Source organism: Pseudodesulfovibrio sp. lm2024, assembly GCF_051175575.1.
Classification (GTDB): Bacteria; Desulfobacterota; Desulfovibrionia; order Desulfovibrionales; family Desulfovibrionaceae; genus Pseudodesulfovibrio; species Pseudodesulfovibrio caledoniensis.
Genome location: NZ_CP195092.1, coordinates 1,821,940 through 1,835,627, shown reverse-complemented (window position 1 = coordinate 1,835,627; position 13,688 = coordinate 1,821,940). Strand labels below are relative to the sequence as shown.

General features: G+C 63.1%; 11 protein-coding genes and 1 pseudogene. 1 reads left to right on the top strand and 11 read right to left on the bottom strand.

The window, feature by feature from the left end; translation table 11 throughout:
- Positions 1-158: 158 nt before the first annotated feature.
- The 10 genes and pseudogenes from rpsT to ACR42D_RS08430 form a co-directional block, all read right to left on the bottom strand.
- A complete protein-coding gene (rpsT, locus tag ACR42D_RS08475; RefSeq protein ID WP_484566381.1) occupies positions 159-425 on the bottom strand; it encodes a 30S ribosomal protein S20 in 267 nt (88 codons plus the stop codon).
- A gap of 120 nt (positions 426-545) precedes the next feature.
- Positions 546-2,654: a glycine--tRNA ligase subunit beta gene (gene glyS, locus ACR42D_RS08470; protein WP_484566380.1), complete on the bottom strand. Its 2,109-nt coding sequence runs from the start codon at positions 2,652-2,654 to the stop codon at positions 546-548.
- Positions 2,655-2,696: 42 nt separating this feature from the next.
- A complete protein-coding gene (gene glyQ / locus ACR42D_RS08465; RefSeq protein ID WP_484566379.1) occupies positions 2,697-3,566 on the bottom strand; it encodes a glycine--tRNA ligase subunit alpha in 870 nt (289 codons plus the stop codon).
- Positions 3,567-3,579: 13 nt separating this feature from the next.
- Positions 3,580-4,338, bottom strand: coding sequence for a DNA repair protein RecO (recO, locus tag ACR42D_RS08460; protein ID WP_484566378.1), 759 nt, complete (start codon positions 4,336-4,338; stop codon positions 3,580-3,582).
- Between the two features lie 34 nt (positions 4,339-4,372).
- Complete coding sequence (locus tag ACR42D_RS08455; RefSeq protein ID WP_484566377.1) at positions 4,373-5,341, bottom strand: RodZ domain-containing protein; 969 nt, start codon at positions 5,339-5,341, stop codon at positions 4,373-4,375.
- Positions 5,338-6,312, bottom strand: a pseudogene (locus ACR42D_RS08450) (SurA N-terminal domain-containing protein); the annotation flags it as partial. The pseudogene ACR42D_RS08450 and the gene ACR42D_RS08455, both read right to left, overlap by 4 nt.
- A gap of 94 nt (positions 6,313-6,406) precedes the next feature.
- Complete coding sequence (locus tag ACR42D_RS08445) at positions 6,407-7,492, bottom strand: peptidylprolyl isomerase (protein ID WP_484566376.1); 1,086 nt, start codon at positions 7,490-7,492, stop codon at positions 6,407-6,409.
- Between the two features lie 9 nt (positions 7,493-7,501).
- Positions 7,502-10,987, bottom strand: coding sequence for a transcription-repair coupling factor (mfd, locus tag ACR42D_RS08440; RefSeq protein ID WP_484566375.1), 3,486 nt, complete (start codon positions 10,985-10,987; stop codon positions 7,502-7,504).
- Between the two features lie 105 nt (positions 10,988-11,092).
- Positions 11,093-11,593: a chemotaxis protein CheW gene (locus ACR42D_RS08435; RefSeq protein ID WP_484566374.1), complete on the bottom strand. Its 501-nt coding sequence runs from the start codon at positions 11,591-11,593 to the stop codon at positions 11,093-11,095.
- 11 nt (positions 11,594-11,604) lie between these two features.
- Positions 11,605-11,943, bottom strand: coding sequence for a hypothetical protein (locus ACR42D_RS08430; RefSeq protein WP_484566373.1), 339 nt, complete (start codon positions 11,941-11,943; stop codon positions 11,605-11,607).
- Between ACR42D_RS08430 and ACR42D_RS08425 the strand changes: the two genes are divergently transcribed.
- Complete coding sequence (locus ACR42D_RS08425) at positions 11,920-12,135, top strand: hypothetical protein (protein ID WP_319584680.1); 216 nt, start codon at positions 11,920-11,922, stop codon at positions 12,133-12,135. The two genes, ACR42D_RS08430 and ACR42D_RS08425, sit on opposite strands and share 24 nt — an antisense overlap.
- A 73-nt stretch (positions 12,136-12,208) precedes the next feature.
- On the opposite strand, the gene ACR42D_RS08420 is transcribed toward ACR42D_RS08425, so the two are convergent.
- Positions 12,209-13,546 (bottom strand): UDP-glucose dehydrogenase family protein, encoded by a 1,338-nt coding sequence (locus ACR42D_RS08420; RefSeq protein WP_484566372.1) that lies wholly within the window; start codon positions 13,544-13,546, stop codon positions 12,209-12,211.
- Positions 13,547-13,688 lie beyond the last annotated feature (142 nt).

Sequence of the window (13,688 nt, the reverse complement as noted above, 5' to 3'; positions counted from 1 at the left end):
ATCAACTCCTTGGGTATGGTAAAATGTGACCGAGACTATCACTATTGATTATGTATATCAAGACATAATGACCTATTGTCGACAACAATGCTCCGCCCAACGCAAAAAGCCCGCCGCACATGAGTGCGGCGGGCTGAAGAAAACAGTGCGAAAAAAGACTATTCCGCGATCTTGTTCACGGCGGCCTGGAGCCGGGCGATGCGGCGCTGGGCCTGGCGAGCGTGGATCACGTTCTTGCGGGCGGCGCGGTCCAGCACGGAGCTGGCTTCCTTCAGGGCCTCCTGGGCCTTGGTGGTGTCCTTTTCCTCGACGGCGATGCGAACGGCCTTGACGGTGTTCTTGATGCGGGTCTTGGAAATGCGGTTGCGGGCGCGACGCTTCAAGCTCTGACGGTGCCTCTTCAGGGCGGATTTGTGATTGGCCAAGGTAATTTCTCCTGATCGATTTATTATCGCATTAAAAAGCGTTTGTTTTGCTATTCATCCCGAAGGGAGTGCCTTTTATATGGACTCCCCGTCTGATGTCAAGACTTTTCTCAACTGCCGTTACACCTGCAGGGCGTTGAAGTCGGCCAGACGTCCCAGCCGGTCCACCAGCCCCTTGAGCAGATTCAGCCGGTTCAGGCGGACATCCTTGGCATCGCACATGACCATGACGTTGTCGAAGAAGCCGTCCACGGCCGGGCGCAACTCCCCGAGCAGACCGAACAGACCGCCGAAATCGCCGCTCTCCCAGAGGTCCTCGAAGCGCGGGGCCATCTCGTCAAGTTTGGCGCCGAAGGCGGTCTCGTGCTCGTCCTCGAACAGATCGCTGTCGTAGTTGCCGGTCAAGGGCTCGCCCGCCTCGTCACCCTGCTTGCGGATGATGTTGGCGGCGCGCTTGAAGGTCAGGACGCTCTGCTCGAAGTCACCCTCGCGGCTGAATTCGGCCAACGCCTCGAGACGCGCCTTGAAGGTGCGGATATCCTTGAACCCCGCGCCCAGCGCGGCGTCCACCACGCGGGTGTCGAAACCCTGGCCGGTGAACAGGGCGCGCAGCCGCTGGCCGAAGAAATCCATAAGCTTGTCCAGGGCCTCGCCCTGCTCCACCTTCCACTTCACGCCGGAGTAAGCCTCCTGGGCGTCCCTGAGGAAGGTTTCCAGGTCCACGTCCAGCTCGTGCTCCATGATGATCCGGCAGATGCCCAGGGCGCAGCGGCGCAGGGCATACGGATCATTGGCCCCGGTGGGCACCTTGCCCAGCCCGAAACAACCGGCCATGGTGTCGGCCTTGTCGGCCATGGAGACCAGCGCACCGGACAGGGAGGACGGCACCGGAGTGTCGGGACCGGCGGGCAGGTATTGTTCGTAGATGCCCTTGGAGACGATCTCGCCCAGGCCGGCGCGTTCGGCGTAGATGCCGCCCATTTTGCCCTGCAACGAATCGAACTCGATGACCATCTCGGACACCAGGTCCGCCTTGGCCAGCCGCCCCGCCTGGGCGTACTGCCCGATCTCGCCGGGCAGGATGGACTTGGACTGGTCCAGGGTCTCGGCCAGCTTGCGGCAGAGGATCTCGATACGCCGGGACTTGTCGCCCACCGAACCGAGCGGCCCGAGAAAGACCACGTTGTCCAGCTTCGCGAGCCAGGTGTCGAACTCCACCTTGCAGTCCGCCTCCCAGAAGAAGCGGGCATCCTCGAGACGGGCCTTGAGCACCCGCTCCCACCCCTTCTTGACCAGGGCCACGTCCAGGGGCTCCAGGTTCAGGGTGGTCAGGAAATGGGGCAGCAGCTTGCCGTCGGCCCCTTCCACGCCAAAGGACTTCTGGTGGGACTGCATGGAGGTCAGCAGGACCTCGCGCGGCAGTTCCAGGTACAGCGGGTCGATGTCGCCGATGATCGGCTTGGGATATTCCACAAGGTTGGCCACCTCGTCCAGCAACCCGTCGCTCCAGACGATGCTGCCGCCGAGCGCTTCGGCCAGCCGGTTGCCTTCGGCCACGACGGTCTCGCGGCGCTCAACCGGGTCGATGACCACCTTGCACTGGTCGCGGACAACGGAAAAATAGTCGGCCGTGGATGCCACGGAGAACGGGCCGGGACCCATGACCCGATGGCCGCGCGTCTCGCGCCCGGAGGTCAGGTTCTCCACTGTGAATTCGATCACGTCCTCGTCGAGCAGGGCCAGAAGCCAGCGCACGGGACGGCCGAAGGTGAAATCGTAGTCGCCCCAGTGCATCTTCTTGGGGAAGGACAGGGACTCGATGCACTTGATGCAGATGCCGGGCAGAATATCCGCGGTCTTGCCGCCGCCGACCACCTTCTTGGCGGCCAGGTACTCGCCCTTGCCGGTCTCCATCCGAAACAGCGCGTCCTCGGGAACGCCCTGGGTCTTGGCGAAGCCTTGGCCCGCCTTGGTCAGGTTGCCGTCGTCGTCATAGGCGATGCGCACCGGAGGCCCGGTGACGGTCTCCTCCTCCTGCAGCTGGGTCAGGGCCAGGGACGGCACGTGGGCGGTGATGCGGCGCGGTGTGGCGTAACATTTGACCCCCTCGTTCTCGACCATGGACTCTTTGAGCGCCTTGGAAAAGGTCTCTTCGAGCTCGGCCGCCAGCTTGGGGACGAAGCGGGCGGGCATTTCCTCGGTTCCGATTTCCAGAATGAATTCGGCCATTGTTCTTCTCTTGTGTAATCTATTGCGTGACGAAGGCGTCGCTTATTTCTTGAGCAAGGGGTAACCCATCTCTTCCCGCTGATCCGCGTAAAGTCTGGCCACTTTCGAGGCCACATTGCGCACGCGGCCGATGTAGGTGGCGCGCTCGGTGATGGAGATGGCCCCTCTGGCGTCCAGCAGGTTGAAGGAATGAGAGCATTTCAGGCAGTAGTCGTAGGCGGGCCACGGCAACCCTTCCTCGCACAGCTTCAGGCATTCGGCCTCGAACTTGTTGAACAGGTCGAAAAGCATGTCCGCGTCGGACAGCTCGAAATTGTACTTGGACATCTCCACCTCGTTCTGGTGGTAGATGTCGCCGTAGGTGATCTCGTTGTTCCACATGAGATCGTAGACCGATTCCTTCTCCTGCAGATACATGCACAGCCGTTCGAGGCCGTAGGTGATCTCCACGGACACGGGCTTCAGGTCGATGCCGCCGACCTGCTGGAAGTAGGTGAACTGGGTGACCTCCATGCCGTTGAGCCAGACCTCCCAGCCCAACCCCCAGGCGCCCAGGGTCGGGGATTCCCAGTCGTCCTCCACGAATCGGATGTCGTGGGCGGCCGCGTCGATGCCGATCTCCTTCAGACTCTGGAGATACAACTCCTGGACGTTGTCCGGGGAAGGCTTCAGAATGACCTGGAACTGGAAATAGTGCTGCAGACGGTTCGGATTCTCGCCGTAGCGGCCGTCGGTCGGGCGGCGGGAAGGCTCCACGTAGGCGGTCTTCCACGGCTCGGGACCGATAACCCGGAAAAAGGTGGAGGGATTGAAGGTCCCCGCCCCGCACTCGATGTCCATGGCCTGATCCACGGCGCACCCGTAATCCGCCCAGAAATTCTGCAATTTCAGTATGACTTCCTGAAAATTCATTGTTGGCTCCAACTCATACCTTTTTATACATGCCCCCCTCCCAGGACAGACCCAGGTGGTAGGCGACGAAAAGTTCGATCAATTGACTGACCTGTCGGCGGACTTCGCCGTCCATGGTCACGGTGGCCCAATCGGACGGCCTGCTATGCTGGATCCAGTCCAGGGCGCGCAGTACTCCTGCGGAAATCGGCCGAGCAAGTCCCTCTAACGGTTTCCCGTCCGAAAGACAAGTCCGGCAGGCCACTTGGCCCCGCTCCACGCCGAAGCGGTGGCCGCATTCGCAGGACAACGGACGGCCGCATACCCCACAGGCCAGAAAGTCGGGGGTGAAGCCCATCTCGAAGGCCAGCTTGGCCCGGAAGAGCCATGGCGTGAAGTCGCTGTGGCCCCCGCTCTCGTCGAGCATGTACAGGGTCTCCAGGAGCAGCTCGTAGGCGGGCCTGGCGTCGGCCGGGTCTACCTCCACCGCCTCCACGAACTTGACGCAGTTGACGGCCAGACCGGTCTTGGCCGGGTCCTTGCGGACCTCGGGAAAATTGTGCAGCAGACTGCCCTCTTCGAGGACGGTGTAGGTGCCGGTCTTGTTGGTGCCGATGGTGAAGAGGACGTGGCTCAGAGGGTCGAGGCAACCCACGAAGCGGCGGCGGGAGCGGCTGCCGCCGAAGGCGAACCCGTTGAACACCCCGCGGGTCGGGGTCAGCAGCCGGACCCAGACGTCGGCCTCCCGGAAACGCCCGGTCTTGAGTACGAGGGCTTTCTCGGTGGCGCTCATGGTGTCCGTTCGCGCGCGGGCCGTAAAGCCCCGGCTACATGCCGAAGGTGAGGGTCTGGATGTTGCCCTTGGCGTCGTCCAGGGCGTAGGGCTGGCCGTTGTAGGTCACGGTCACGCCCGCTACGTTGCCGATGCGGATGCGGCGCGGGCTGTTGAACATCAGCCGCAGGGGTTCGCCCTTGCGCAGGACGAAGTCGCGGGCCATCTTGGTTTCCTCGCCGCGCCAGACGCCGATCCAGCACCCCTTGTCCGTGGTGGCGCGGATGATCAGCACGTGGTCGTAGTTGGGCTCGTCGGGCGCGCCCTCCTGGGTGATGGCGGCCTCCTCATCGATCCTTTCCGCCGGGGCCGGAGCGGGCGCAACGGCCCGCTCCTCGGATTCGGTTTCCACGGGCGCTGCAGGAGCGGGCTCGTCCGCAGGGGCCTGGCCCGTCTCCTCCGCACCACCCTGCCCTTCGGCGGGAGCGGCCTGCTCGTCTGCGGGCATGGTCTCGGGGGCCACGGCCTCGGGAGCCGCCGGGCCGGGCTCGGCGGGCTGCGCCGACTGTTCGGCCGGAGCGGACGTAGGCGCGGAGCCGTCCGGCAGCTTGGCCTTATTCAGGTTGAGCGCCAGGATCACTGCCGCGCAGGCCAATGCCAGAACGATAAGGATGGTGGGCCACACAGACCGCTTGCGGCGTCCCGCGCTCATGTCGTTGTCCTGGAAAGCCTTTTCCGCGTTGGGAGCCACGTCGTAAGAGACATCCCCGGCTTCGGGCGGCTCCATCTGGTATTCGCGGTCCACGACCATGGACAGCTCGTCCGGGTCCAGCCCGAGCAGACGAGCGTAGCTCTTGACGAACCCCTTGGTGTACACGGGATGCGGCAGGGCCGAGCGGTCGCCGCTCTCCAGGGCGAGGATGATGACGCGGCTGATCTTGGTGGCCTCCATGACCGCCTTGACGGTCAACCCCTTGGCTTCGCGTTCATTTTTCAGAATTTCGCCGAGTTCCTGAAACGTCATTGGGATACTCCATTATCGGGCTTGAGCGAATCATCCATGTAGATGATGACCGCGCTCCGCTTCAATTTATCAAAATAGTCCGTAAACACCGTTTCCCGCTTCTTCTGCATCAATTCCTTGTAGATGTCGTCCCGGACGTCTTCGAGCGGGACCATGCGGTCTTCATTGATCTTGATGGGCGAAAGCAGCGCCTCGTGCCCCTGGATGGTCAGCGGCGTGCTCACGCCGCCCTGGTCTACACCGTCGAGGGCGGTCTTCCAGTCGTCGGCCAGGTCCACCCAGTTCAGTTCGCCGATGGAACCGCCGGATTCCTTGCCCGGCCCGACGCTGTACTTGGCCACAGCGTCGGCAAAGGTCATCTCGCCGCTGGTGATCATTTCGCGGACCTCAACCGGGGAGACGTCCGACGGCAGAAGAATGATGGCCAGCTCGATCATCTTGCCCATGGAATAATCGTCCTTCCGGGATTCGTATTCCTGCTGGATCTCCGAATCCGTGACCACGACCTTGCTGTTGACCATGTGGCCGATGAGCTCCTGCTTTTCGAGCAGTTTCTTGAGCCGTTCGCGGAACTCGTCCATGTTCAGGCCGTCCTTGGCCACCACCTTCTCGAATTCCTCCAAGGTCAGACCGCGCTCGTTGCGGACCCGCTCGATTTCCTTGTCCATGTTCTCATCGGAGACATCGATGGAGAAGCGCTTGACCTCCTGCTGGATGAGGATGTCGTTGACGAGCTTGTCCAGGGCCTGCTTGCGCAGTTGAGCCACCTGGGCCTTTTCCCGGGCGGAGAGCGTGCGGTCCTTAATCTGGTCGTAGACGGGCTTCATCTCCTGATCCAGATCGTACTGGGTTATGATCGAGTCGTTGACCTTGACCAGGATGCGGTCCACGACCACATCCTTGGCCTGCGCCGTCAGAGGATATAGCAAGAGCATGGCTCCCATGAGCACGGAAAAGACTTTTACCACGCATTCACTCCTTGATCGGGAGACGGATTACCCTTTGCCTCCCGAATTGTTGTCGGATTCTAGTCGTTTTGTGCGGACTATGCAACGAACGGACCGGTCAGATGCCCGTATCCGTGCCGATCTGGTCCAAGGGGATGGCCTCGTCGGCCGATTCCTGGCCGTTCATGTCGTCCTCGACCGGGGCCGGTTCCATGGTTTCTTCCGCCGCCGGTTCCTCGGGTTCCGTGATGACGGCCGGTCCGGCCGCGTCGCCGTCACCGGGCTTGGCGGCGGATTCCAGCAGATGCTCGCTGACCTTGATGTCCACCTTGGCCAGATCCGCGGAGAGCCACTTCTCAAAGGCGTCCTGCATCTTCTTCTCGAGCAGGGCCTCCTCCACCAGGGGGTAGGCCTGGGCCGGTGGCAGGACCTTGGCCTCGCTGCGTTCGAGCAGGACCAGGGCCTCGAAGCCGAATCGGTCGGTGAGCACGTCGCTGGCCTGGCCCGGCTTGAGCCCGGTCAGGGCGTTGCGCCAGGGCGCGGACAGCCGCCCTTCGCGGACCACGACCTCGCGCGTCTCGACCTCGCCGAACGCGGTGGCCAGATTCATCTGGTCGTGATCCTTGAGATATTTCTCCACCGCCTTGACCACCAGCTCCCGGCTCGGGCCGCGCACCACCAGGATGCGCATGCTCTCGGGCAGGTAGAAATCGGAGATGTGGTCGCGGTAGTATTTCTCGGCTTCCTTGTAGTCGATCTTGATCTGCGGCCTGAGGACCTGCTGATAGAATTTCTTCTGGGCCAGGTAGTAGCGCAGCTGCCGACGCCAGGACTTGAGGTCGATGTATTCCTCGACCAGGACCTGTTCGAAGGCCCCCTCGGGGTAGTCGGCGCGCACCGTGTTCTCGGCCTTGTGCAGTTCCTCGTCGGTCACGGACAGGTCGCGGCGGGCCAGTTCCTGCACCACCAGCTCCTGGACGATGAGATCGGACAGGATCTCGCCGTACTCCTTGCGCAGCTTGGCCACGCTGGGGACGTACGCGCCGACGCTGTCCTCCTGGAACTGGTCGTGCTGGAATTCCAGCTGGCTCAGGTAGATGGGCGAGCCGTTGACCCGGGCCACGATGCCGATGTCGTCCGTGTCCCCGGTGCACCCGGCCAGCAGGGCCGCCAAAACAATGAGTATCGCTATGTGACGTTTCATATTCGCTCTTTATTGGCCGCCCGGCGGCACGGTTTGCGCATCGAGCATGCCTTCCAGGTCTGCGGCGGTGGATTCCAGCGCCTCCCGCATGGAGGGCGCGCCGTCGTAACGGATTTCCAGCTTGGCCGGAGGGATGAGCCGGGTCCCCTCCCCCCGATCATTGACCCAGCGGATCAGCTTCTCGGGGTTGACCGCGATGGCGTTGTCCTTCCAGGAGATGACCATCCGGCCCGGATAGAGCTCGGCCCTGGCCGCCTGGAGCCGGGACAGGGTCCGCTTGATGCGCAGCACGCCGAAGAAGGCGTCCAGCGGTTCGGGCAGCGGCCCGAAGCGATCGCGGATCTCGGCCTCGTACTCGCGCAGCTCCATGTCCGTGACGGCTGAGGACAGGGCCCGGTAGTAGCGCAGCCGCTCCCGCGAATCCGGGATGTACCCGCCGGGAATGTGCGCCTCGAACACGAAGTTGAGCTCCGTATCCGACGCCCCGGCGTGCTCCTCGCCGCGCAGCCTGGCGACCTCCTCCTCGAGCATTTCGAGGAAGAGCTCCAAGCCGATCTTGGCGATCTGCCCGGACTGGGCCTCGCCCAGGATATTGCCCGCGCCGCGAAGGCGCAAGTCCTCCATGGCCACTTTGAATCCAGCCCCCAGATAATCCATGTCCAGAATGATGCGCAAGCGTTTGCGGACGATTTCGGAAATATCCTTGATGGACGGGACCACGAAATACGCATAGGCCTGCCGCTCGCTGCGCCCCACCCTGCCCCGCAGCTGGTAGAGCTGCCCCAGGCCGAAAAGCTGGGCCTGGTCCACGATCAGGGTGTTGGCGTTGGGGAAGTCCAGGCCGGACTCGACGATGGAGGTGCAGACGAGCACGTCCATCTCCCCGTGCCAGAAGTCGCGCATGGCGTCCTCCAGCCCCTTCTCGCTCATCCGCCCGTGGGCCATGCCCACCTTGGCGTCCGGGACCAGGCCGCGCACGTACTCGACCACCCGCTCCAGGCCGTTGACCCGGTTGTAGACCCAGTACACCTGGCCGCCCCGGTCCAGCTCCCGGCGCAGGACCGCCTTGAGCTCCAGTTCCTCGCGCTCCATGATGCCCGTCTCCACGGGCTTGCGGTCCACGGGCGGGGTCTCGATGACCGACAGGCCGCGGATGCCCGAGAGGGACAGCTGCAAGGTCCGGGGAATGGGCGTGGCCGTCAGGGTCAGGACGTCGATATTCTGTCTGAAATGCTTGAGCTTTTCCTTGTGCTTGACCCCGAACCGCTGCTCCTCGTCCAGGACGAGCAGGCCGAGATTGGGCAGCTCCACGTCCTTGGAGAGGATACGGTGCGTACCGATGAGGATATCGATCTCGCCCCGGGCCGCGGCCTCGAGCACGGTCTTCTGCCGCTTGGCCGTGACGAACCGGCTGAGCAGCCCCACGCGCACCGGGAACCCTTCCATGCGCTTGGTGAAGGTCTGGTAGTGCTGTTCGGCCAGGACCGTGGTCGGACACAGCAGCGCCGTCTGGCGGCCATCGAGCGCGGCGCGGAAGGCGGCGCGCAGGGCCACCTCGGTCTTGCCGAAGCCCACGTCGCCGCAGACCAGCCGGTCCATGGGCTCGGGCTTCTCCATGTCGCGGAACACGTCGTTCACGGCCTTTTCCTGGTCCGGGGTCTCCTCGAACCCGAAGGTGGCCTCGAACTCGGCGTATATCTCGTCCAGCGGGCCGTAGCCGTATCCCTTGGCCACCCGGCGGAAGGCGTACATCTCCACCAGTTCGTGGGCGATCTTCTCGATGGCCTTGCGGACCTTGGCCGTGGTCTTGGCCCAGCGCGAACCGCCGAGCTTGTCCAGGGACGGCTGCTTGGCCCCCTCGGGCCCCTTGAACCGCTGGACCAGATTGAGCCGGTCCACGGGCAGGTAGAGCTTGTCCTCGCCGGAAAAATACAGGAGCAGGTAGTCGTTGGCCCCCTCGCCGATGGACATGTGGTGCAGACCGCCGAACTGGGACAACCCGTAGTCCCGGTGGACCAGCAGGTCGCCCTCGGACAGGTCGTCGTACCGCTCAAGCCCCTTGAACGCCTTGTCGCGCCCGGCCTGGACCCTGGCCGCCTGTGGCTGGATGACCTCCTCGCCCAGGATGCGGGTCCGGTTCCAGCCGATGTCCATGCCCTTGCGCAGGGGCGAGACCAGGGCATAGAGCCCTTGGCGGTCCGGTACGTATTCCAGGGTGATGGGCAGACTCTCCTGCTCGGCCAGGTTCAGGAACTTGGTCCGCGAACGCTGGGTGCGGAAACTCAGGATGGTGGTTTCCCCCGCGCTCTGCCATTCCTTGATCCCGGCCATGAGGGCCGCCCACGGACGCCTGGTGGCCTCGGGCCGCCAGAAGATGTCGGTGAAATCGCTGTACGGGGTCTCGGGCAGGTCGATGCCGGTCTTTTCCCGGCCGATGGTCAGCTCCTCGAAGACCAGCTGGCGGGCGGAACTCCACGCCTTGCGGGCCACATCATGGGAGCGGATGATGAATCGCCGGGGCAGGCTGATCCCCTTGTCGCGCTCCTCATCCTTCAAATAGTCGCGCCACGCCTGTTCGCGGTCCTCCAGCCGGGCCCGCAGGGTGCCGCCCGAGGAGAGCAGCCAGGCCGCGTTCTTAGGCAGGTAGTCCTCGAGCCCCACGGGCGCGTCGTAGTACAGGCCGGGCCAGACGAACCCGTCGTTGGCGTCCAGCCGTTCGGACAGCGCCTGCTCCTGGGCGGCCGTGATCTCGCCGGTCTTGCGCAGCTTCTCCCACTGGTCGCGGGCGCGGAAGCCCCGGTCCGGGGTGGTGATGCCCGGGGCCACGGGCATGAGCACGGCCTCGTCCAGGTCCGCCTTGGACCGCTGGGAAGCCGGGTCGAACAACCGAATCTCCTCGAGCACGTCGCCGAAAAATTCCAGACGCAACGGCAGTTCGTAGCCGGGCGCGTGGATGTCCAGGATGTCGCCGCGCATGGCCATGTCTCCGGGGTCGGACACCAGCTTGCGGCGTACATACCCCCAGGAGACGAGCTGTTCCAGGAGGATGTCCGGGGACATCTCCTCGCCCTTGGTCAGGGTGGCCCAGTTCTCGCGCAGGACCGACTCGTCCGGCCAGTGCGGCAAAAGGTTGTCGGCGGTCATGAGCACGCCGCGCGGACCGTCCCGGTAGACCAGCCCGTACAGTGCGGCCCAGCGGTCGCTCCACCCTTGCGGCTCGGGCGTGCGCGAATGGTACGGCGGCAGGAAGACCCACTCCCGCTCCCAGGCGGGCTGTTCCAGGCCGCCGGGCTTGCCGCGCGACAGCAGGGTCAGCAGGGCCTGCATTTCCTTGAATTCGGCCACGCCTGGGACCACCAGGACCACGTCGCTGCCGCCGGCCAGCAGGGAGCCAGCCAGCAGGGCCTGGGAGCCCGGCCCGCTCTTGAATACGCGGACCGAATCAACGGCCCCCGTCATGAAATCGGCTATGTCCTTGGGATAGATGGCTGGCATGGATTCGCTGTGAAAAGGTTTTCTCGGCCTCGCATGATTGAAAACGGAAAAGCCGCCTCTTCCCTAGCGGGACCAGGACGGCTTGTCACCAAGAATCTGTCGGACCTAAACAGTGCCCAGGGCTTCCTTTTCCTCGTTGTCCAGAAGCGAATCCAGGTCGAGCAGGATCAGCAGGCGGTCGTCGAGCTTGCCCACGCCATCGATGTAGTCGGAGTCCATGCCGGCCACCACGGGCGGCGGCGGCTGCACGGAGTTGGCCGGGATACGCAGGACCTCGGACACGGAGTCCACTACGAACCCGACGATGATCATGTCGATCTCGATGACGATGATCCGTGTGTACTTGTCGTGCTCCTTGGAGCGGAGGCCGAAGCGGCGGCGCATGTCCACGATGGGAATGACCTTGCCGCGCAGGTTGATGACGCCCTCGACAAACTCCGGCGCGCGGGGCACGTGGGTGATCTCCATGGTCCGGATGATCTCCTGGACCTGGAGGATATTGACCCCGAATTCCTCGTCGCCGATGCTGAACGTGACCAGCTGGGTCAATTCCTGATCGACTTCGCCCGCTTCGTCGTCGATGATGTCTTCAACTTCCGTTCTCATGGCTACCCCGTCTAGGATGCCCGGATGCGACCGACAGCGCGCCCGGTTTTACAAGGTCCGAATCTGTCAACCCAGCCCATTTTTGTCAATGAGAATATCCAGCCGCTCGAAATCGTTGAAAAGAACCGGCCCGTTTCGTCCTCAAAAGCCTCTGCCCGGCCTATCCCCACTTTTTCGCCAATAAAAATACCTTGTTGTCGATTTTCCTCATATTCTGTTGGCAAAGTGTGGTTGACGCTCATGAGATAAAGGGCTAACGTAGGTCCCACTTCGTTTCTATATGTTTGATTTTTATCACCTTTTGAAAAAAGGGCAGGCCACTTCGCATGGGTCAGTACGCCAATTTCCATGACCACGACACCTTGGAGGCTCAGGTCAAAAGCCTGGCCGACGACGAACTCCTAGATTTCTGGGAAGAAACGCAACAACTTGCCAGAATGCTGGACCAGGCCGAACAGACCGACCTTGAGTACAACCCGGAATACGAGCGGGTCATCCTCCAGGAACTGCAATACCGGACCTGCTTCAAGGGTCGCATCTGACCGCTTGCAACGCCAACGAAAAACTCCCCGTCTCTGCCGAGACGGGGAGTTTTTTTCATGCCTTGCTCCAGCCCTACTCCACCGGGGTGCGGCCGATGGAGAAGTAGGCGAACCCGGCCTTGCCCATGCGCTCGGGCAGGTACAGGTTGCGGCCGTCAAAGACCAGCGGCGCGGTCAGGGCCTGCTTGATGCGCTCGAAATCCGGGTTGCGGAACTGGTTCCAGTCCGTGACCACGGCCAGGGCGTCCGCCCCTTCCAGCACGTCGTACTGGCTGTCCAAAATCTCGAGGTTCTCGATGTGGCCGATCTCCTCTCGGGCGCGGGTGTTGGCCACCGGGTCGAAGGCCCTGATCTTCATGCCCAGAGAGGTCAACGCCTTGATGACCTGGATGGCCGAGGCCTCGCGGATGTCGTCGGTGTTGGCCTTGAAGGCGATCCCCCACAGGGCCAGGGTCCGGCCCGCCACGCCGCCCTGCGGCTCGAAGTAGGCCTTGATCTTCTCGGCCAGGACCAGCTTCTGGGTGTTGTTGACCTCGTCCACGGAGCGGATGAGCTTGGCGTCATAGCCGTACTCGGCGGCCGTGTCGATGAGCGCCTTGACGTCCTTGGGGAAGCAGGACCCGCCGTAGCCCACGCCGGGGTAGATGAAGGAATAGCCGATGCGCGAATCCGAACCGATGCCCGCGCGGACCTCGGAGACGTCCGCCCCGACCCGCTCGCAGATGTTGGCCACTTCGTTGATGAAGGAAATCTTGGTGGCCAGCATGCAGTTGGCCGCGTACTTGGTCATCTCGGCCGAGCGCACGCCCATGACGATGAGCTTCTCGCGGCTGCGGGCGAACGGCGCGTACAGGGACTTGATGGTCGTGGCCGAGTTCTCGTCGCTGGTGCCCACGATAACCCGGTCCGGCTTCATGAAGTCGTTGAGCGCGTCGCCTTCCTTGAGAAACTCGGGGTTGGAGACCACGTCGAAGTAGATGGACTCGCCGCGCTTCTCAAGCTCGGCCGCAATGATCCCGCGCACCCGGTCGGCGGTGCCCACGGGCACGGTGGACTTGTCCACCACGATCTTGGGGCTGGTCATCTTCCGGCCGATCTCGGCGGCCACGGCGTCCACGTACTTGAGGTCGCAGGAGCCGTCCTCGCGCTGCGGGGTGCCCACGGTGATGAAGACCACATCGGCGTTCTTCAACCCCTCGCCCAAGTCGGTGGTGAAGTTCAGGCGGCCCTGCTCGGTGTTGCGCTTGACCAGGTCTTCCAGGCCGGGCTCGTAGATGTGGACCTTGCCGCTCTCCAGGGTCTTCACGACCTTGGGATTGACGTCCACGCAATAAATATCGTTCCCCATTTCGGCAAAACAGGCCGCGGAAACCAGTCCCACGTAGCCGGTGCCGACAATGCACACGTTCATAACTCGTTGCTCCGGGTTGAGTGTCTATATCCTTAACAGGACAAGCGGATACCTTGTACGCGCATGCGCGTCAACACGAATGCAAAACGCCCCCCCTGGGGCCGCAGCTATTGCCATTCCGCCCCAGGTATCTTAATCAATG